19 protein-coding genes are annotated in these 20939 nt (G+C 45.4%); 10 read left to right on the top strand and 9 right to left on the bottom strand.

What is annotated here, in order from left to right:
• Positions 1–930, bottom strand: a complete 930-nt coding sequence (locus LG368_RS01730) for a lysophospholipid acyltransferase family protein (RefSeq protein WP_226752993.1) — start codon at positions 928–930, stop codon at positions 1–3.
• Complete coding sequence (locus LG368_RS01725; RefSeq protein WP_226752992.1) at positions 923–1633, bottom strand: 3-deoxy-D-manno-octulosonic acid kinase; 711 nt, start codon at positions 1631–1633, stop codon at positions 923–925. Before LG368_RS01725 ends, LG368_RS01730 begins: the two co-directional genes overlap by 8 nt.
• Positions 1634–1737: 104 nt before the next feature.
• On the opposite strand from LG368_RS01725, the gene LG368_RS01720 reads away from it, so the two are divergent.
• Positions 1738–2745: a glycosyltransferase family 9 protein gene (locus LG368_RS01720; RefSeq protein ID WP_226752991.1), complete on the top strand. Its 1008-nt coding sequence runs from the start codon at positions 1738–1740 to the stop codon at positions 2743–2745.
• A 22-nt stretch (positions 2746–2767) separates the two neighbouring features.
• Here the strand turns inward: LG368_RS01720 and LG368_RS01715 are convergent, their stop codons facing one another.
• Positions 2768–3727 (bottom strand): methylenetetrahydrofolate reductase, encoded by a 960-nt coding sequence (locus LG368_RS01715; protein ID WP_226752990.1) that lies wholly within the window; start codon positions 3725–3727, stop codon positions 2768–2770.
• A 219-nt stretch (positions 3728–3946) separates the two neighbouring features.
• Between LG368_RS01715 and LG368_RS01710 the strand changes: the two genes are divergently transcribed.
• The 4 genes from LG368_RS01710 to ppnP all read left to right on the top strand — a co-directional run bounded on the left by LG368_RS01710 (position 3947) and on the right by ppnP (position 7292).
• Positions 3947–4483 (top strand): DUF1285 domain-containing protein, encoded by a 537-nt coding sequence (locus LG368_RS01710; protein WP_226752989.1) that lies wholly within the window; start codon positions 3947–3949, stop codon positions 4481–4483.
• A gap of 95 nt (positions 4484–4578) precedes the next feature.
• The gene (locus LG368_RS01705) at positions 4579–5946 is read left to right on the top strand and encodes a DEAD/DEAH box helicase (protein WP_226752988.1); all 1368 of its coding nucleotides are present in this window, start codon (positions 4579–4581) and stop codon (positions 5944–5946) included.
• 88 nt (positions 5947–6034) lie between these two features.
• Entirely contained in the window at positions 6035–6931 is an 897-nt protein-coding gene (gene gcvA / locus LG368_RS01700; RefSeq protein ID WP_226753021.1) for a transcriptional regulator GcvA, read from the top strand.
• 70 nt (positions 6932–7001) lie between these two features.
• Complete coding sequence (gene ppnP, locus LG368_RS01695) at positions 7002–7292, top strand: pyrimidine/purine nucleoside phosphorylase (protein WP_226752987.1); 291 nt, start codon at positions 7002–7004, stop codon at positions 7290–7292.
• Positions 7293–7376: 84 nt separating this feature from the next.
• Here ppnP and LG368_RS01690 read toward each other — a convergent pair whose 3' ends face one another.
• Positions 7377–9008 carry a lytic transglycosylase gene (locus tag LG368_RS01690; RefSeq protein ID WP_226752986.1) on the bottom strand — a complete coding sequence of 544 codons (1632 nt, stop codon included), beginning with the start codon at positions 9006–9008 and terminating at the stop codon, positions 7377–7379.
• 54 nt (positions 9009–9062) lie between these two features.
• Complete coding sequence (gloB, locus tag LG368_RS01685; protein WP_226752985.1) at positions 9063–9848, bottom strand: hydroxyacylglutathione hydrolase; 786 nt, start codon at positions 9846–9848, stop codon at positions 9063–9065.
• A gap of 92 nt (positions 9849–9940) precedes the next feature.
• On the opposite strand from gloB, the gene LG368_RS01680 reads away from it, so the two are divergent.
• Genes LG368_RS01680 through dnaQ form a run of 3 tightly spaced genes read left to right on the top strand, consistent with a single transcriptional unit; the run spans position 9941 to position 11843 of the window.
• Positions 9941–10693, top strand: coding sequence for a class I SAM-dependent methyltransferase (locus LG368_RS01680; RefSeq protein ID WP_226752984.1), 753 nt, complete (start codon positions 9941–9943; stop codon positions 10691–10693).
• Complete coding sequence (gene rnhA / locus LG368_RS01675) at positions 10690–11133, top strand: ribonuclease HI (protein WP_226752983.1); 444 nt, start codon at positions 10690–10692, stop codon at positions 11131–11133. Before LG368_RS01680 ends, rnhA begins: the two co-directional genes overlap by 4 nt.
• The gene (dnaQ, locus tag LG368_RS01670) at positions 11130–11843 is read left to right on the top strand and encodes a DNA polymerase III subunit epsilon (protein ID WP_226752982.1); all 714 of its coding nucleotides are present in this window, start codon (positions 11130–11132) and stop codon (positions 11841–11843) included. Before rnhA ends, dnaQ begins: the two co-directional genes overlap by 4 nt.
• A gap of 65 nt (positions 11844–11908) precedes the next feature.
• Here the strand turns inward: dnaQ and nhaB are convergent, their stop codons facing one another.
• On the bottom strand, positions 11909–13411 hold the full coding sequence (gene nhaB / locus LG368_RS01665) for a sodium/proton antiporter NhaB (RefSeq protein WP_226752981.1): 1503 nt from the start codon (positions 13409–13411) through the stop codon (positions 11909–11911).
• A gap of 258 nt (positions 13412–13669) precedes the next feature.
• Between nhaB and sohB the strand changes: the two genes are divergently transcribed.
• Complete coding sequence (gene sohB / locus LG368_RS01660) at positions 13670–14710, top strand: protease SohB (protein ID WP_226752980.1); 1041 nt, start codon at positions 13670–13672, stop codon at positions 14708–14710.
• A gap of 92 nt (positions 14711–14802) precedes the next feature.
• Here sohB and LG368_RS01655 read toward each other — a convergent pair whose 3' ends face one another.
• The 3 genes from LG368_RS01655 to LG368_RS01645 are packed head-to-tail and all read right to left on the bottom strand — an operon-like array spanning position 14803 to position 18443.
• Complete coding sequence (locus tag LG368_RS01655; RefSeq protein WP_226752979.1) at positions 14803–15456, bottom strand: ATP-binding cassette domain-containing protein; 654 nt, start codon at positions 15454–15456, stop codon at positions 14803–14805.
• A 12-nt stretch (positions 15457–15468) separates the two neighbouring features.
• Complete coding sequence (locus LG368_RS01650; protein WP_226752978.1) at positions 15469–17181, bottom strand: ABC transporter permease; 1713 nt, start codon at positions 17179–17181, stop codon at positions 15469–15471.
• 41 nt (positions 17182–17222) lie between these two features.
• Complete coding sequence (locus LG368_RS01645; RefSeq protein WP_226752977.1) at positions 17223–18443, bottom strand: ABC transporter substrate-binding protein; 1221 nt, start codon at positions 18441–18443, stop codon at positions 17223–17225.
• A 195-nt stretch (positions 18444–18638) separates the two neighbouring features.
• Between LG368_RS01645 and LG368_RS01640 the strand changes: the two genes are divergently transcribed.
• Positions 18639–20930: an ATP-dependent helicase gene (locus LG368_RS01640; protein ID WP_226752976.1), complete on the top strand. Its 2292-nt coding sequence runs from the start codon at positions 18639–18641 to the stop codon at positions 20928–20930.
• Positions 20931–20939 lie beyond the last annotated feature (9 nt).

Raw genomic sequence — 20939 nt, 5'->3', positions numbered from 1 at the left:
TTATTGCTTATCGTAAGGGGATGGGCTGTTTGGGTCTTCCTGAGTTTTGAAACGACGGTGTGACCAGAAATACTGCTCTTTTTTTGGCTCAATCACTTCTTGCATGAGTGCATTAATACGAGTGGCATTTTCAACATCGTCTTGGCTTGGGTAGTTTTCTACCTCACTTAAACGCAAGAAATAGCCTTTTTCTGTTCTACCGTAATCGTATAAAACAACCGGTGCGTTGGTCATTTTTGCGATGCGGCCGATATGTGCAATCGTGGCACATTGACGACCGTAAAAGGGGGCAAATACGGAATGTTTGCGACCATAATCTTGATCTACTGCGTACCAAACCGCTTTGTTTTGTTTAAGGGATTTCAGCACTTCACGCATGTTACTGCGTTCAATTGTTTTAGAAAAAATGGCTTTGCGCTGTCTTTCCATGACCCAGTTCATCACAGGGTTGGTTTGCAACTTGTATATTGGGTGTGCATCAACGAATCTTGGCATTTGACTGCCGCACAAATCCAGAGAAGAAAAGTGCCCACTGACCAGAATACAACCGCGGCCTTGCGCGAGCACTTTATCAATCACATCTTGACCTTCAAACGTGGTGCGCGACTTGAACTTGTCTTGACCTTGAAACCAGGACGAAAAGGTTTCTATTGTGCCTTTTCCCAAACTCTCAAAATGCGCTTTTGTCAGTGCTTCGCGCTCTTTTTTGCTCATATCAGGAAAGCAAATAGTAAGATTCACATCACAAATGTGCCGACGGCGCTTAGCGATGAGATGAAGAAAGCGGCCAAGGTATTTACCCACACCTTGTTGCCAAGACCAAGGTAAAAAGCTCAGAGAATAGGCAATGCCCATTGCAACCCAAGTGAGCCAATGTTTTGGTCCTAAAAAATCGGTGATACTTTTGTCTAGTGTTGTCGTTTTAGCCACGGTAGCCTTCCAAAAAATCGCGCCATTGCGCGTCTAAACTATCAAATGAAGCGTGTCGTTTGGATTCTTTGTCCAAAGAGCGTTTTAATCGGTCAATATTGTCTTGTTTCCACAGCGTGTCTGTTGCCCTGTGTTCGCATTTGTCAAAGTCGATGACCCAGACGGTATTTGCGTTGTCGATCATGATGTTGTGGCAATTTAAGTCTGAGTGATAAATGCCATGATCATGAAAGCGCTTAATCACACGACCGATGTTTTTCCAATCCAGAGTGTGAGCACGATTGGCTTTGAGTATATCAAAAAGGTCCTGTGCATTGGGGATGGTTTCGGTCATCAAGGTGCTGCGATAAAAACCGAATCCTGTGGTCACTTGCCCAGCGATCGGGCGAGGCACTGGCAGCTCCAGTGCGCGCATGTGTTCTAATAGGCTGAGCTCCTGCCAAGGTCGTGTGCTTTTCAGCCCCGTGTAAAGGAAACGATCTTTATTGAACTTGGCAATGAAGCCACCGCGACGATAACGACGAATGACAAATTGCCCCAGTGAACTGTGAATAAACCAGACGGCACCGCGTCCGTTCCCCGTCCCTTTCAAGGCATTTTGTGTTTTCCAATAGTCTGGCTCAAACCAATCTTTATTGATGGTGAGTGTTTCATCACTTTGTAGAAGGTGTGTGTTAGGCGACAGTGTTCGAATGTTGGGCATAATGTCTGCTTAGGTTAAGGCTGGTGATTGTGCTGATAAAAACACACATTTCTTGGTGGCTATTCTATAATACTTGTTATCTTTAAACAGCCCTTGAGGAAGTCATGCAACAAGAGAAAATGCAACACATTGCTGTCCTGCGTTTATCCGCGTTAGGAGATGTTTGCCATGCCGTGGCCGTTGTGCAAGCTTTGATGCGAAAGTACCCCTCGGCCAAAATTACTTGGATTACCGCACCACTCGAGGCCAAGCTTGTGCGTATGGTGGAAGGGGTTGAGGTCATAGAGTACGATAAAAAAAGTGGCTTCTCGGGCATGTTCGCGTTACGTGCTGCTTTGCAGCATATTACCTTCGATGCTTTGCTGCACTTGCAATGGTCTCTGCGCTCAAGTGTTTTAATGCGGATGATAAACGCCAAGCGTCGGATTGGTTTTTCTCTGTCACGGTCACGTGAAAAACAGCATTGGTTTGTCAATGAACAAGCACCTGAACCAAGGGGGCCGCATGTCCTCGATTCGTTCTTGTCCATTGCCAGTGTGTTAGGTGTTGAGGAGGTTCAGTTTCCGTGTCCGCTAAACTTACCTGAGGCTGAGTTTGATCTGCCTAAACCTTATGTGGTGGTGAACCCTTGTGGGTCAAAAATAGCAAAAAACTGGACGTTAGAAGGTAACCGTGAAGTGGTGCAACGCCTTTTAGACAGAGGCTATACCCCCGTATTAACCGGTGGGCCTTCATCGTTAGAAATCGAGTTTTCTGGGCAAATAGAAAAAGGATTAAAGGGTGTTGTCAACTTAGTTGGAAAAACATCGGTAGAAGCCATGTGTCGTTTAATTCAAGGTGCCCATTTGGTTGTTAGCCCAGATACCGGTCCCGCACATATTGCAACCCTAGTAGGGACACCGGTACTGGGGTTATACGCTTTATCTAACCCAGACCGAACCGGCCCCTATAAAGATTTGGCTAATGTGGTGAGTGTGTACGACGTGCTGGTCGAAAAAGAGTATGGGAAAAAACAAGAAGCACTGCCTTGGGCAACAACCGTTCACGATCCTGACGCCATGAAGCACATTGAGATTGAAACGGTGTTGTCTAAGTTAGACACATTGATTTAGTGTCTCACTTAGACGGCAGGTGTTATTTTGCTAATGCTTGCTCAGCCAGCTTTAGATCTAAGGTAGCTTTTAAGAGCCGATACAAGGTGATTGAGGCGTCAATTTCCTCTTTTCGATTGGTTAAACTCTCAATGTTTAGGCCAAGTGGCACACCCAGTGGGAGTGCGGTCTCAATAATTTGCTCCAGTGCATTTCGACATATTTTTATTGACTCCTTTAATGGCGCGTCTGCGTCTAGGATGCGGTGTTTGGTGGCTTCCGGTACAGAAATGCCGAGCCACTCCATAAACTCCAATGTTTTGGCGCTGCCACATGGGGTGAAGGTCAAAATAATGCGCTTTGGTGCTGTGCCTTGCTCTTTGCAGGTTCGAGCATAGCGGCTGATTAAGTCGGCCGTTGCTTGAGGGTTATACACCGCCTGGGATATAAAAAAATCGCAGCCAGCGGCGGATTTTTTGGTTAAGCGTAAATGCTCATCGCCTTTTTTGGCATGGCGTTCTGCAATGGTGACACCGCCAAGATTGAAATCGTATGGCGACGCTTTTAGCGTTTCATAGGCTTGTGGCAGAGGCAGTTTGATGTCACCTGTTGATGAGGGAGAACCGACTAAAACAAGATCTCGAATGCCGTACTCTTCCCATGCTTGCGACAACCACCCCGAAAATGCTTCAGAACTGCGTGAAGAAACAGATTTGTAGGTAATAACCGGTTTATCAGACGCTTGATGTAAACGCTTTGACCAAGCCCTTGGGTCGTGTGTCTCCATAAAAGGAAAAGGGCGAGGTTTGTCGATACGACTGGTTTCATCCTGAATATCGTAGACAATTAAACCATCGACATCGATGCTTTCAAGACGATTGAGAAGCTTCTGGCTAATGTCATCTAACTGCGCATCTTCTAAAGACGATTTTGGTGGCGTGGTACCAATAAAATATACCCCACGGCTTGGATCTTGAAATTTGTTCACTAATTGCGATGTCATAATGTCACACTGTGTCGTAAATAGGCGGGTGAAATATCAGAATAAAACGATAGGTTAGGGTGATGTTTTTTCTGATACCTCACAGTATAGACTTATATTAACAGTGAAATTCATTCAAGGCTTTAGATAAAAGTTGAATATTATTGCAGTTGCAGTGAGTTAAGCTAATTCGCTACTAAAAGTGTGGTGTTAATAAATGGATAAAAGGAACGCATAAAGATGAACTTGAAAGGGTTAGCAGATGTAAAAACGGCCTCATTGCCTCCTGTACACAAGTGGTCACCACCGTTTTGCGGCGATATGGATTTGGTGATCAAGGCGAATGGCGACTGGGTTCATGAAGGTGGAAAGATCAAACGCCCTGCGATGGTGACCATGTTCAGCCGTATTTTATGGTTGGAGGACAATGCGTATTTTCTGGTGACACCGGTTGAAAAAGTGCGAATTCAAGTGGAGGATGCCCCTTTTCTCGTCACTGAATGGCAGTGGATCGAGACAGAGCAAGGTCCAGCCATTGAATTTACCACGCTCACAAACGATGTGTTGGTGTTAGGCAAAGACTGTGATCTATGGATGGAAGAATTTGATTCCGAGGAGCGCCCTTATATTTCTATGCGCTACGGTATGAAGGCATTAGTAGGGCGCAACGTGTTCTATGGGATCGCGGAGAACATTGTGCCGGTTGAAACAGTGCAAGGAAAAGGCGTGGGTTTGATCAGTGCTGGAAAGCATTATCTTTTAATGCAAGATGAATGACGTTTTTTGATGTGCCTAGGTTATAATGCATCGCAACGATCCGTGTGTTTTTTTGCGCATGTGTATGAGTCCATTTAGAGTGAAGAGGTGTTTGTTTGTTATTCGAAGAATTTGGTTTTGATAATCGTATTTTAAAGTCTATTGGTCATCTAGGTTTTGATGCCGCTACAGAGATTCAAGCCCGCGCAATTCCAGAAGCGATGGCTGGTCGTGACTTACTCGCGTCATCAAAAACAGGTTCTGGAAAAACATTGGCGTACCTTTTGCCGGCTCTTCATCGGGTTTATAAGAAAAAAGCGCTGTCAAAACGTGACCCTCGTGTTGTTGTGCTGGTGCCTACTCGTGAGCTTGCTAAGCAGGTGTTTGGGCAATTGCGATTATTGCTTGCAGCGAGTCGTTTTACTTCTATCTTGATTCAAGGAGGAGAGAATTTTAACGATCAACATAAGCAGTTACAAAAAGACCCGCATTTTATTGTGGCGACGCCAGGACGTCTTGTTGACCATTTAAAGCAACGTCATGTTTTTTTAGAAGGGCTTGAGCTTTTGATACTGGATGAAGCTGATCGCATGCTTGATCTCGGTTTTGCTGAGGCTATGCGTGCCATTAATGCTGCCGCGAGTCATCGTCAGCGCCAGACGTTATTCTTCTCAGCTACCTTAGACAACACCCAAGTCAGTGAAATTGCCAGTGAATTGCTTCGTGAACCTTCTCGTGTGGCAGTGGGTAAAGGTTTTGATGAACACATGGACATTGCGCAGCATGTGTTCTTGTGTGATCACCTAGATCATAAGGAAGCGTTACTCAAGCATATTTTGCTGAACCAGACGATCAAACAAGCGATCATCTTTACCGCAACGAAAGCCGATACGGTCCGTTTGTCGGAAATTATTGCCGATTGGGGATTATCGACGCAGGCTTTGAATGGCAACTTATCGCAAAGTGCCCGCAACAAAACCATGGAAAGTTTTGCCAAAGGTCAATTCGATGTGTTGGTCAGTACTGATGTGGCGTCGCGAGGGTTGGATATTGCCAGTGTTTCGCATGTGGTTAACTTTGATTTACCAAAACAAGCGGAAGAGTTCGTGCATCGCACAGGACGAACAGGGCGCGCGGGTTTTAAAGGCGACGCTTATTCCCTTGTTGGGCCAAAAGATTGGTTTAACTTTAAGGCCATTGAAACCTTCCTACAAAAAACCTTTACGGTCGACGTCATTGAAGGACTCGAAGCATCGTTTAAAGGCTTGCAACCCCCTAAGTCGGCTCGTCCTGCGGCAAAGAAAAGTACCGCGAAGGCGAGCAGTAAAGCCTCTAAAAAAGCACCGAAAAAGTCACCGGCGAAAGCACGTTTTCATGACAATGCTCAAGATGACGGCTTTGAGGCGTTTAAGCTACCACCAAAACGCCTTGCAAGCAGAGACAATTCAACAGTACAACAAGACCTAGGTGATGAAGAAGATTAAATTCTTCTTGCTCCTTCGCTTTTCTGATTGACAGGTGAATTAAATTCATCATACTGGTTAAACGTTCTTATCTATTGGAGATGAGCTTATTAATCGTTTACCCCCTTTAAACTCGTTGAAATGTTTTGAATCGGCCGCTCGTCATGGCAGCTTTAATAAAGCCGCCAAGGAGCTGTCGGTGACACCTTCTGCGATAAGTCACCAGATCAAAGGCTTAGAAAGTTTTCTAGGTCTTGAGTTGTTTCGACGCACCAAACGAAAAGTCATTCTCACTGAGGCTGGGGAATCTTACCTTAAGCCGATTAAGAGTATTTTTGAACAGCTTGAGAGTGCAACATCAGAACTAAAAAGCAAACAAAAGACAGGCTCATTACGGTTAGCGGTTGCGCCTGCTTTTCTGACACGTTGGTTGATGCCACGAATGGAGCGCTTTCAATCCCGTTATCCTGACATTCAAATTGAAATCAGCGCCTCTTCTGGGTTGATTGACTTTTCAGCCAATGACATTGATATGGCAGTGTATTTTGGCAACGGTGACTGGGATGACGTAGAGGCTTACTATTTGCGTACAGCGAAGTTAGCGCCTGTTTGTAATCCGCGTTTAATTAAGCCAGAACAGCCCATTGTGACGCCAGAAGATATGCGTTTTTACCCTATCTTGCACGTGACTAAGCGTAAAGATGAATGGCATGATTGGTTGCAGCAGCAAGATTTAGACCCTGCTTTGTTTCGCCGAGGCTTGATGTTTTCGAGTGGCTCTCTAACGGCCGGGGCTGCGGCTCAAGGCTTGGGAATATCGTTAACGGACCCAGAGCTGATTATGCCGGAGATGGAAGCGGGTACGTTAAAGGTGCTGTTTGACCAGCATTTGATCACAAACCGTTCTTTCTATCTTGTCTATGAAAAGCGTCGAGCCCTCACTTCAGCCATGTCTGCTTTTAAAGAGTGGATCATTGAAGAAATGGTCGACAACAAAGTGACTTAGCGGTAAAAAGTTCATTGAACGACAATCTTCCCTTAACTGCGTTTATTTGAGTACCCGAGCGAGAAAAAACATGAGCACAGAGTTAACTGTAAACAGCTATTTTAATGATCAAGTAAAGTCGATTGGCCTGCAAAACGATGAAGGTACTTCCACTGTCGGTGTTATGGCGATTGGTGAGTATGAATTTGGTACTAGCCAGCGAGAGTACATGAGTGTTATCTCTGGCGCCTTAACGGTCAAGCTGCCAGATCAACAGGATTGGCAAACCTTTTCAAAAGGCGACACATTTATTGTCGAAGCGAATCAGAAATTCAATGTTAAGGTCGCAGAAACGACGGCTTATTTGTGCCGTTACGAATAATTCGTTAGGAATATAAAAAAAGGCTGAAAATTTTCAGCCTTTTTTTATGCTTATTTCAATGTGGTTAATAGATTTTAAGACCCTTTAACCACCCACAACGTTAACTAACAGAGTCACTTTATCGCCCGGTTGAACATATTTTTGACTGCTGACTTTAGGGTTCCAGTCGCGAACGTCGTTAAGAGAAACGTTGAATTTGTTCGCCACGACTGCGAGCGATTCTCCAGAGCGTATGGTATAGATCACTTTTTTCATGACACTGCGGCTTGTAGACTCTGCAGGCTTAGATTTCAGCCATACCACCAACTTTTTACCAGGGTGCAATGGATCACCTAATCCCATGTTATTCCAGCGTGCTAGCGTTTTACTGTCTGTGTCGTATTTATTAGCGATCAACCACAAGCTGTCTCCAGCATTTACCGTGTAATTGATTTTAATACGATTGCGATTCGGCGCACGAGACTGTTTGGCAAGCAAACGTTGGTGTGAACTTAGGGTGTAGCTCTCAATTTTGTTACCAGCCACAGGGATCATCAACTCTTGACCAACACGGATCATGGTAGAAGAGATTTTATTGACATCCTGCAACACATTCACCGTGGTGTTGTGCTGTTTGGCAACAAGTAACAAATTATCACCTGCTTTTACCGTATAGCGTACCCAGGTAACGCGTTCGTTATCTGGAATTTGAGCCAGCTTGGTTCGAAAGCTTTTCGCTTTTGATATGGGCATTAATAAGCGGTGAGGGCCATCTGGTGACGTTGCCCATTGATTAAAGCCAGGGTTCAACAAGTACACTTCATCAATGCTCACACCTGCCATATCGGCCGCTTGAGCGAGGTCAAGCTGCCCACCGATGTTGACGACGTCAAAGTAGGGCTTGTTAGGAATAAAATAGGTGGTGTAATTATACTGTTCTGGGTCTTTCAAGATTTTCGCCAGTGCAATTAACTTGGGCACATACGCACGAGTCTCTTTAGGCAAATCTAATGACCAAAAATCGGTTGGCAATCCGGCTTTTTTGTTTTTACGAATGGCCCGCATGACGGTGCCTTCTCCCGAGTTGTACGATGCCAGAGCGTGAAACCAGTTGCCGTCGAACATTTTATGGAGGCGTGTTAAATAGGCGATAGCGGCCTGGGTTGAGCCAATGATGTCTCTTCGGCCGTCATACCACCAAGTTTGATCAAGTCCGTACATTTGCCCTGTCGAGGGAATAAACTGCCAAGGACCAGACGCACGACCATGGCTGTAACCAAAAGGGTCAAAGCCGCTTTCTACGATAGGCAAAAGGGCAATTTCACTGGGGATGCCTGCTTTTTCTAGCTCGTCGACGATGTAATATAGGTAGCGTTCGCCACGTTTGGAAACACGATCTAGGTAGGAAGGGTGAGAACTGAACCAGCGGATCTGAGACGACAATCGTGGACGATCAATGTCTAGGTCGAGTTGGTAGCCAGCGCGCAGTCTTACCCACAGGTCCTCAGGTTCTTTAGGTTCAGCGAGCACGATGACTGAGTCTGATGGGTCTTTTTCAGTCTCAATAGCGGGAACCGTATCAATAAACCCTAACTGCTCGGTGGTGGCTTCACTGACTTGGTCGTCATCAAGTTCGCTAATGGTATCAGAGGCTGTGCTTTGTTCTAACTGAGAGGTTGTTTGACACGCGCTGAGTGCGAAACTGGCGAGGCAAATCCAAAAAATCTTATAGGTCATGTAGTTCACAAAATCGAATAAAGTTTACGCATTTTAAAGGTGTCACCATGGAGGTCAACTAAAACTGTCTTTTGCGCGCCTTACTTGGCTAAACGCAAGCACGGGATTTAAGCTTATTTCTTCATTAAGTTGTTGAGCCGCCATGGTTTTTACGGTTGATAAATGGCTGCGTAAAAAAGGGTTGGTTTTTTTCTCAATGTGCAATTCTGTTGGTAAAGTAGGCTGTTGTTGCTCACGTAGTGTTTGGCATCGCAGGTAGTTGCGTTGTAATTCGGTATTGTCTGGCTCAAGTGACAGAGCAAAGCGATAATTGGCTAACGTGTACTCATGAGTGCCATAAATTTTTGTATTATCGGGCAAGCTCGCTATGGTGTTCATCGCCTTGAGCATCTGTTCTGGTGTGCCTTCCATAATGCGACCGCAGCCGCCTCGGAAAAGCGTGTCACCACAAAAAAGCATCGGTGTTTGATCAGAATGAAGCGACTCAGAAAAGTAACAAAGGTGATCTAAGGTGTGTCCCGGTGTGGCGAGAACATCAAATTGATGTGAGAAAACAGTGAGATGATCGCCTTGATCAACGGGATGAGTAACAAGGTGACTCAAGTGAGCGGGACCAAAGACTGAGCAATTTGTGTCGTCTTTCAGTGCTGCAACGCCCCCCGTATGATCTTTATGATGATGAGTGATAAGAATGCCGCGTAAATTTTTACCTTCGTTTTTACAGTATTGGGTGACGACCTCTGCATCCCCTGGGTCAATGGCCCAAATAGCGGAACTTTCTTTATCCTGGAGGATCCAGATATAATTATCTTGAAAAGCGGGAAGCGGAAAAACAGTCATCGTTTATGTCTCTTTGTTATTAAGTGATACAGGCTGTGACTTGTTATAAAAACAAGGACATCGTTATACCGTTATAAAAGAGTGTGCATTGTATGTTGGATGATCAATCAAGACAATTTTTTCAAAAATGGTATCAAACTGAATTGGGTGACACCTTGTTGCGCGTTGAAGTAGCAGAAATTGCGAAAGAGCTCGATGCGACCGTGGGTTATTATTTAGTGGCACAATCACCGTTGAAAAATGTTCAATTCGATGATCATCGATTACGACACAGCCTTTTAGTCGCACCAACATTAGAGTTCGGTGCACCCTGTAATACAGTGGTTGCCAGAGCAAGCGAGTTACCGTTTGAGCCTGACGGGGTCGATGTCCACGTCTTCCACCATACATTAGACATCTCCGCAACGCCCCATGATGACTTGCGAGAGGCGGCGCGAACCTTGTTGCCCAGCGGCAAGCTGATCATTGTGGGTTTTAACCCCATGAGTGTGTGGGGGGGATGTCGTTTGTTTGCAAAACTGTTTTCAAAGCAAAAAAATGCGCCTTGGTGTGGGCACTTTATTGCCCATCAACGCTTAGAAGACTGGCTAAAAGTAGCGGGCTTAACCTTAGAAAGTAAACGCTTTGTTTTTTATGATCCTCCAATACACAGCAGTCAATGGCGGGCACGTTTTTCTTGGTTAGAAAAAATCTTCCGACCGTTAAAACTGCCTTTTAGCGGCATTTATATTATGACCGCTACAAAACAGGTAAAGCGCTTTATTCCGCTAAAACCCCGATGGTCTGGTGCTCGTGTTCGAGTACCGCCTTTGACAAAACCCACAGCAAAAGAGATAAAAGAGTGAAAAAAGTTGAAATGTACACAGACGGTGCCTGCAAGGGAAATCCTGGTATTGGAGGGTGGGGCGCTTGGTTAACATTTGGCGAACACGAAAAACGCCTTTGTGGTGGAGAGCAGGATACAACCAATAATCGAATGGAGCTAATGGGGGCGATTGAGGGGTTAAAAGCCTTAAAAGAGCCGTGCGCGGTGACACTCTTTACCGATTCCTCTTACGTACAAAAAGGTATCACCGAGTGGCTGGCTGGCTGGAAGCGCAAGGGCTGGATGACCGCGTCTAAGCAACCGGTAAAGAATAAAGACCTTTGGCAAAATCTAGACAAAGAGTGCCAGCGACATCAGGTGACTTGGAAGTGGGTAAAAGGGCATGCTGGTATTGAAGGCAATGAAATAGCCGATCAGTTAGCGAACCAAGGCATTGACGAACTAAGAGCGAAGTCATGAGACAAGTTATTCTTGATACAGAAACAACGGGCATTGATCCTAAACAGGGCCATCGGATTATTGAAATAGGCTGTGTGGAAATGATTGGTCGCAAACTCACCAATCGACATTTTCACGTGTACATCAATCCAGATCGTGAAGTTGAGGAAGAAGCATTTCGCGTCCACGGTATTAGCAATGAGTTTCTTGCTGATAAACCGAGGTTTCAACAGATTGCCCAAGAGTTTTTTGACTTTATTAAAGGGGCGGAACTGATTATCCATAACGCCCCTTTTGACATCGGGTTTATGGATCATGAATTTGCTCGTCTAGGCGGCTACCCAAAGACCGCTGAAGTATGTGGTGTGTTTGATAGTTTGGTCTACGCGCGGAAAAAACACCCGGGGCAAAAGAATAACCTCGATATTCTATGCAAACGCTATGGTATTGATAACTCCCACCGTGAATTGCATGGCGCCTTACTTGATGCTGAAATTTTAGCGGACGTTTATCTGCTTATGACAGGCGGCCAAACGAGTTTGGGATTGGCCAATAATGGCAGTGATGAAGCTAAGCAGGAAGGGGAGGCGGAAGCTATTCGTCGATTCTCAAGCGATCGCCCTATGTTAAAAGTGATTCGTGCGAGTCAGGATGAACTTAAAATACACGAAGAGCGTTTAGATCTAATTGACAAAAAATCGGGTCAATCGTTGTGGCGCATTAAGCATTAACACCATGCCCAATGGCGATGTCACCGCCATTGGGCATTTTTTAAAGTCTTATTTTTAGCGTTTTTTTACAGCAAATAGACGACGCACAAACCACCAACAACACTGAGAACGATGGTGTAAGGCAAGGCCATCCAAACCATTTTTCCATAGGACAGGCGCAGCAAAGGCGCAATGGCCGAGGTCAATAAGAAAAGAAAAGCAGCTTGTCCGTTTGGCGTGGCAACACTGGGTAAGTTAGTGCCGGTGTTAACAGCGACAGCAAGCACATCAAAGTGCTCACGGGTAATGGTTCCGGCATCCAAAGCGGCTTTGATCTCATTGATGTAAACCGTTGCAACAAACACATTATCACTGATCGCAGAAAGTAAACCATTGGCAACAAACAACATAATCGGCTGGCTGTCAGTGGGCATATGAAGAACCACATCAATGACTGGCTGGAACAAATGTTGTGTGTGGATGACGGACACGACGGTAAAAAAGACCACTAACAAAGCCGTGAAAGGTAAAGACTCTTCGAATGCGTGTCCGATACGATGCTCTTCAATAATGCCATTAAAAGACGTTAGCAGAACAATAACCATCAAGCCTACAAGACCCACTTCTGCGACATGAAACGCTAATGACAGTACCAACAATATTGCAACAACGCCTTGTATAATAAGTTGTGCCTTGATTTTATTGGTGTGTTTTTGGCTTTCTTCTTTCTCGAAATTGTTCAGGATGTTGCGCACATTATCAGGAAGTTGAGCGCCGTAATCGAACCACGCTGTTTTTTCCAATACAACAACGGTTAACAGTCCAGCGACAAACACTGGAATGGAAACAGGCGCAACATTGAGGAAAAACTCAACAAAGTCCCACCCTGCCACTTTGGCGATCAATAGGTTTTGCGGCTCACCCACTAGGGTTGCTACGCCTCCTAATGCGGTACCCACAGCACCATGCATCAACAAGTCACGTAAAAAGGAACGGAATTCATTCAAGTCTTCAGCGTTAACGGGAAGAATGCCATCGTCGGTCGCCACATCATGGTTTTTGTTGGCGTTTTGACCGGAAGCGGCTTTGTGATAAACAGAATAAAATCCCACACCAACACTAATAAGCACCGCGGTAACGGTGAGGGCATCCAAAAAAGCCGACATCATGGCGGCGGAGAAACTGAAAATCAGTGAGATGATGATTTTAGATTTTACCTTGACCAGCAGTTTATTAAAGATAAACAGCAACATGTCTTTCATAAAGTAGATGCCTGCCACCATAAACATCAACAGCAGTATGACTTCTAAATTATGTGAGACCTCGGTGTATACGCCTTCGGTGGAGGTTAAACCCAGTGCAACCGCTTCAATGGCCAGTAAACCGCCGGGTTGCAGTGGGTAGCACTTTAATGCCATGGCTAGGGTGAAAATAAATTCAATGATTAATAACCAACCCGCTACAAACGGCCCTAATGTGACCAGAACGATGGGGTTAATGATCAAAAAAGCCAAGATAACTTGTTTGTACCAAAGGGGTGACGCACCGAGAAAGTTTTTCCCAAAAGCTTGAGAAAGAGTAGGTTTCATGAATTGCTCCTGTTAAATAAGCAGCGCCAAGATCTGAAAAAATAACAAGATTGTTCTATTAAAGGTTATTAAGAAGAATCTTGTTAGTTTTTCTTCAGGCAAGTGTCAAGAAGAAGTAAAAAGGCGCAAAGATGATAAGGTATATAGCAAGCAGTATCTACACAGGAAAAGAAATTCGGATAATACAGAATACCTGTTGCTATTTGGTGCAAGCACTCTAGTATCTCGACGTATTGAAAAAATAAGAGGATAAAAAAATTGGAATTTTTAGTGGATTATGCCGGGTTTTTACTGAAATTAGTCAGTATTGCTTTGGTTATTGGGTTTCTATTGGTTATTTTGTCCAGCGGTAAACGTAAGGCACAGCCTGGTAGTTTGTCCGTTACCAAGTTAAATGAAAGCTACGAGACGATGAAATCTGAATTAGATCGTCAATTATTAGACAAGAAAGTATTGAAAAATTTAGACAAAGAAAAGAAGAAAAAAGACAAACAAGAGAAAAAGGCTTTGAAGAAAGGCCATCACACGGTCGAAGACTCACCAAAAAAGCGCGTTTATGTGGTGGACTTTGATGGTGATATCAAGGCGTCCGCCGTTGAAACCATGCGAGAAGAAATTACCGCCATTTTAAGTGTGGCAAAATCACAAGATGAGGTCGTGGTTCGTTTAGAAAGTGGCGGCGGTGTGGTGCACGGTTATGGTTTGGCCGCTTCCCAGTTACAGCGTATTCGTGAAGCTCAGATTCCCCTAACCATTTGCGTTGACAAAGTGGCAGCAAGTGGCGGGTATATGATGGCTTGTGTGGCAGATAAAATCATTGCGGCGCCTTTTGCGATCTTAGGATCCATTGGTGTTGTGGCGCAGATTCCGAATGTTCATCGATTGCTGGATAAAAGCTTGATTGATGTGGAGCTTCATACGGCAGGCCGTTATAAGCGTACTTTGACCATGCTTGGTGAAAATACAGAAGAAGGACGTGAAAAATTCAAACAAGATTTAGAAGATACCCATGGCTTGTTCAAGCGTTTTGTTTCTGGTCAGCGACCACAGCTTGATATTGAAGCGATTGCCACCGGAGATACCTGGTATGGATCTGAAGCCCTTGAAAATCATCTAGTCGACAGTGTTATGACCAGTGATGCGTACTTGGTGTCTCAATATGACAAAGCCGATGTAATTCAAATTGCTTACAAACAACCAAAAGGTATGGCGGAGCGTTTAGGGCTGTCCTTCTTTTCAGCGTTGGAGCAAAAAGCCACGGTATGGTTAAGCAAGTTAACGCAAACACGCGGTTACTAGTCCAGTGTAAATTTTGTATTTTTGAATAACGAAAGGACGCTAAACCGTCCTGATAGGCTCATTCTCATGTCATCCCATGGAATGAGCCTTTTTTATGTCGATGTTGAAAAAGAAGGTGAGCTTTCCAGTTCCAAGCAGTCGCCCTGCATGGCTTTTGCGTCGTCGGTATCGTGTGTGACCAGTAGGGCAGGAATATTGGCTTGACGAATTTCCGCTAACACAAAGGCTCGAACATCGCGTCTCAATGCTGGGTCAAGTTTGCTAAATGGCTCATCGAGCAAAAGGTAATCTGGTTTCGACAACAAGGTACGAAGCAAGGCCACGCGAGCTTGTTGTCCTCCAGACAGCTCATCAGGCAATGCATTCGCTTTGTCAGGAATCCCCAGTTTTTCCAAAGCCTGTTGCGCTGTCTGTAGACGTTCCACGGGTTTTAGGTCACCTGAGATGGCAAACAATAAGTTTTCTAAAATACTCATATGCGGAAACAGCAGGGGCATTTGTTGCAATAAGCCCACTTTTCTTAATGGGGTCGGTTTATCATGAATAGGGTTTCCATCCAAAAACACCTCCCCTGTTGCGGTCAAACTATGATGTAGAGTACCACTCAAAAAATGCAATAAGCTGGATTTACCGATGCCACTTGGCCCCATCAGTGAGAGGACGTGACCCTTATCAATACGGAAATTTACCTGCTGAATTAAACGTTTTTCATTCAGTGATAGGCAGAAATTTTTTACCACTAACACGGTATACCCTCTTTAAATACGCCATTTTTGAATAGCCAGTCGCCATCTTGTCCATCGTGATGGAATGAATTGCGCAAACCAAAATACTAGGATAGGAAACAGCGCTTGTAGCATGGCCATGCTGCCAACCTGCTTTCTGTCCCCCGACGCCGCTTGTGCCACGGCTTCGGTGGTTAGTGTGCTATAGCGCCCTTCACCAGCGATAAGTGTTGGCAGGTACTGCGCAATGCTGACAGAGAAACCAATGGCAAAGGCCGTTAATAGAGCGGGCTTAAGCATGGCGATTTTGATGTGGAGATAATTACGCCAGGGCCGATAGCAGAGACGATTTGCTTGCTGTAAATACCCTTCGTTAAAGGCTAAGTAAGGGCTTTTTAGCGTTAAATACACGTAAGGCAACACATACATAAAATGCAGTGCAATGATGGCACTTAAGTCACCGTTTAAATTCAGATAAATAAGCAATACGTGCAAGTCAAAGAGAAACCCCACTTGCGGCAATAAAATAGGAACATAAATAAGCCAATCGAACAAATGGTTGTTGGTCGTTTGGTGCCGGCTTGCAAGAGAATGTCGTTTGGTTTCGAGCATGATTAAACTGACGGCACAGGCAAACAGAGTAGAAAACAGCGCGATGACTAAGGTGTTTGTGGTCAGCTCTAACAACAGAGGTGCGGCGCGATCTAAGTTGCTCCAAGTCCATTGACTGGGTAAGGAGTCAGGAAAGCGCCAGCGTCTCGTCAATGACCAAATAGGCAACAAAAGCAGAGCAACAAAACCGCTCAACAATGTCAGTACGCCGACTCCCGCGCCGAGTCTTAACAGGTTGTCCGTGATCCCTTTGCGTTTTCCATTGCTTCGCCCCGAACGTGTTAGATGACGGGTGAGCAGGTGGCTGAGTTCCCAACCGACTATAACAAGCAGCACACACAACATGAGGAAAACAGCGCCTGCACTGGCCATGAAGCGCATAGAAAAATCGGGGTCATTGAACCAACGCAGTAGCGTGACAGCCAGAGTAGAAGGGGTATTAGGGCCAATGACAAGGGCTAAATCAACCACGGTTAAGCTAAAGGCGACAACGATAAAGATGGGCAATCGTACCAGAGGGTAAAGCTGGGGAATCAGTACTTTGCGCCATAGAGTCAGTCGGCTGTAACCAAGCGCCTGCCCGACTTCGAGGCTTTCTTGTGCCTTGATGCTCTTCATTGTCGCTAACATAACGAACAGTAAATAGGGCATTTCTTTAACGGTTAGGGCAAGCAACAACGACAAACCATAGGGGTCTTGTACGCTGATCCAGTTAGGTGGGCGATCAAAACCGGTTAACCATGGGCTGAATAGACGAATCAGCCAGCCAGATGGGCTCAGTAAAAACAGCAAGCCAATTGCGATAGCGGCGTGGGGAATGGCGAGAATCGGCGAAAGTAAGGCCTCTATTTTACGGAAAAAAGGGCGTTGATACCCCCAGGCTAATAAAGAAAATGCCAACCAGAGAGACACAATAGGAGCACCAATGCCGGTAATAAGCGTTAACTTTAAACTGGCATAAAACTCCCCTTGAGAAAACAATTCAACCCAAGGGGCAAAAGAAAGTTGTTGTTCATTTAATGGCGGAAAGTAATGAAAAGCCGGCAAGATCGTGCTGATAAGACCGACCACGATGGGCACCATTAACAGCAAGGCAATGCACCATGTGATCAGTCTTGGGTAAGTTAAGGGCATTTTACTTCTTATTCATAGATTTGAGAGTGTCTGCTTGGAGGTTATTGGGCATAACGACGACGCCATTCTTTTTCCAGTGCGGACACCCAGCTGCTGTGTGGCTCGGGTAACGTTTGACCAAGCTCTTCAATGCTTAACGTTGCTATGCCTCGTGGAATGTCATTAAACTGTTCTTTTTCAGCCTCTGACAACCTGTTATAAGACAGCACACTTAAATCGCCCCAAACGGTTGGGTGTTGTTTACGAATTTGTGCTTCGGGTGACAGCATAAAATTAGCCACCACCTGAGCACCGGCTTTGACGCTACTATTATAAGGAATGGCTAAAAAGTGTGTGTTGCCAATAGTGCCTTGAGTAAACACATAGGAGCGCACTGAGTCGGCAAGGTTGCCTTTATCAATTTGTACCGACGCAGCCGACACATCGAAGCTCAGTGCGACATCAATTTCTTGGTCATCCAACAGTCGTATCATTTCTTCTGAGCCTGATGGAAAGGTTTGACCGTTGCGCCATGCGACCGAATGCAAGGTATCTAAATACTCCCATAAAGGCGCGGTAATAGTCGTAAAATTAACTTGGTCAACGGGTTGCGAGAGTAAATCCGTGTCCTCGGTTAATTCATACAACGCCTGCTTTAAAAACGTAGAGCCAAGAAACTGTGGCGGCTCAGGGTAGGTTATGCGTCCAGGGTTTGCTTGCGCGTAAGTCAACAGCTCCGCTATGGATTTAGGGGGGGTGGGTAATGTTTGGGTGTCATGCATAAAGATCACTTGCGCCATCCCCCATGGCGACTCCATTCCATCGACGGGCGTACCAAAATCTTGAGTTAGGCTCTGACGAGCATTCTCATCCACATACTGACGGTAGTTGGGCAGACGCTGACTAAAGGGGCCTGACAGCAAAGCATTGTCTTTCATCGCACGGAAGTTTTCGCCATTTAACCAGATGAGATCAATTGAGCCATTCGTATTCTTACCTGCGGTTTTTTCAGCGAGAACACGATTGACTGCATCAGACGCGTCAGTCAGCTTGACGTGTTTTAATGTCACGTCGTAATCCTCCTCTAAACGATCCGCCGCCCATTGAATGTAATCGTTAATATTATCGGCGCCGCCCCAAGCATTAAAATACACAGTTTGCCCTTTGGCTTGATTGAGTGTGTCTTGCCATGTCGGTGTGTCTGCCAAGGTAAATTGGCTGGTCAGCGCCAACGTCGTGATGATTGACAGGCTGACAAGAGATTCTTTTATACTTCTTTTCAAACCATTTTCTCCAAATCATAATGAACAATTATATGCGATTCACCAGTAAGATACGCATTCTTACTGCAATAGGAATTGTTTTTTTATTAAAAACCACTTTTAGCGTACCATGTTGCAGCCATTTATTTCGCACTCTATTGGCAGATACGACACACTCCAGAATCAGGTCAGACTATTTTGAGGCAAGCAGAAACCGTGAAACCTATAGCACACAATTTAACAGAGGAGCAAGGCTCCGTTGTTGAACACGATCTGATTTCTCCGGCAAAGGTGATTGCCGTGGCCGGTGCAGGAAAAACAACCACCTTAATTGCTCGTATTGAGTATCTGTTAGCACAAGGCGTTGATCCCTCTCAGATTGGGGTCTTTATGTTCAACAAAAGTGCGCAGGTGGAGTTTTCTGAACGTTTAAATAAGCGCCTCAGGGGGGCGGGTTATTTGCGCTCCCCAACGGTGACGACATTTCATGCCTTTGGTATGCAGCTTTGTCGTCGATTGGAGCAACAAAGCTGGCTGCCAAGTTCTAAGTTGCTGACAGACGATTTTAGCATGATCAAAATGTTGCGCGAGGCAATGCAACGTTTGGTACGCAAGGGCGAACAAAAAATTGCCATTCAAGATGAAAAAGACTGGCTAGAAGACCTTTTGCTCTTTGTTGATCAAGTGAAAGCGTCTGATCAAGATGCGCAAACCGTATTTGAAGCGCTAGATTGGTCGGCCGAGCGTCAATTTTTTCCTGCTCTTTATGATGAGCTAGAGCGACTGCGTAAACGCAATAATGTGCGATTTTTTGCAGATTTGATCAGTGACCCGTACGAGTTGGTGAAAACCTTACCAGAATCAGAGCTGGTCAGAATCAGAGGCTTGGTGCCGGCTTTCCAGCACCTGTTAATTGACGAGTTTCAAGACATTAACCCATGCCAATATGAGCTATTAAAATGCCTGTATCCTACGCCGTGTCAGTGGATGATTGTGGGGGATGTACAGCAGTGTATTTATGAGTGGCGTGGTGCGAGTCCAACTATTATGCAAACTCAGTTTGATGAAGATTTTGCCTCTGTTGTTCCTTTTAGTCTCAGTACCAGCTTTCGTTTTGGTCATTCTATTGGCTTGATGGCTTCTAGCATCATCAGTGAAAATGACCCAAATGCGGTGGTTATTGGGGCTGGAGAACGGACACGCGTGTCGTTTGCTCGATCGCCAAAAACCGGTAAAGCCTTGTTGGGTGAGCTTAAAGCCTGGGTTGATGAAGGGCGGGTGTTGAGTGATACCGCGGTGCTGGTGCGTCTTTACAGTGATATGGTGCCGGTACAATTGGCGCTGATGCACAAGGCCGTGCCTTACCAATTACACGGTGATTCTCCTTTATTGGAAAATCGTCAAATCCGCATGTTGATGGCTTATTTGGCGGTGATTGCGGGTGGTTTAGAGACGCCAGATGTATTTTTTCATCGTGATGACATCGAGTATTTGTTAACGACGCCGAGCTTGGGAGCGTCAATGGCACAACGTAAAACTCTGATCCAGCAGGCCAAACAGTCGCCGCATTTATTACCACAAATGATCGAATCCTTAGCGGACGCAACCGAAGGCTGGCGCGCAAAAAAACTGTATGAGCGAGCCGATTGGTTGCGCGGTCTCACCGTGTTTCGTACGGATCCAGCACAGGGTCTGACCCAGACATTAGAAAAGTTAGGCATCTATCGTTACTTTGACAGTACCAGCAGCAAAGACATTCAAACCCAAGAAAAAATGGCCACCTGTGAAGCCTTCCTAGCTTATGTAAAAGGGGTTGGAGCGGATGCCAAAAGCTTGTTAGAACAACTGGCGTCGCTTAATGAGCGGCAGGCTGATGATCATCATGGTGTTCATTTAATGACCATTCATAAATCCAAGGGATTAGAATTTGATCAGGTATTGCTGTCTGGATTACAAGAGGGTCGCTTTCCCTATTACGATGAAGACCTCAGCGCAGTCGATAAGCAAGCGGCCAGTAATCTTGCTTCAGAGCGGCGCTTATTTTATGTTGCGATCACCCGGGCAAAGAAAAAACTCGTTATACTAGAAACGCCAACCGATGATGAGCATAAGCGCATGAAGCAGGGGGACATTCCCCGCGCTGCGGTAAAAAGTCTGTCTTTATCGCGTTTTGTGTTCGAGGCGCAGCCCTACGCGGTAAGCCAAATCTGTGACGCTTGGCAAGGGGAAGAGCATGGCACAGCCATTGCTTCTGAAAAAGGCACGGTTTTTCAGCGTTATTTACAAGCTGTCTCACCCTCTCCCTCTTTGGTGTTTCGACATCGGGTGGAAGCGCATAATGGATTACAGTCCGGTGACAAGGTACGTCATGATAAATACGGCCAAGGGGTCATTGTTCGCCAAGAGAAAGGCGACAAACCTATGATTGTCGTAGATTTTGGTGATTTAGGGTTAAAACGATTCAACCTTAAACACACACAACTTATTAAACTATCTTCTAGAGCGTAAGGAACGGGT

Source organism: Marinomonas algarum (assembly GCF_020532605.1).
In the GTDB taxonomy this organism is placed as follows: domain Bacteria; phylum Pseudomonadota; class Gammaproteobacteria; order Pseudomonadales; family Marinomonadaceae; genus Marinomonas; species Marinomonas algarum.
Note: the sequence above shows the minus strand (reverse complement) of the source record. Positions and strands in the feature narration are given on the sequence as shown.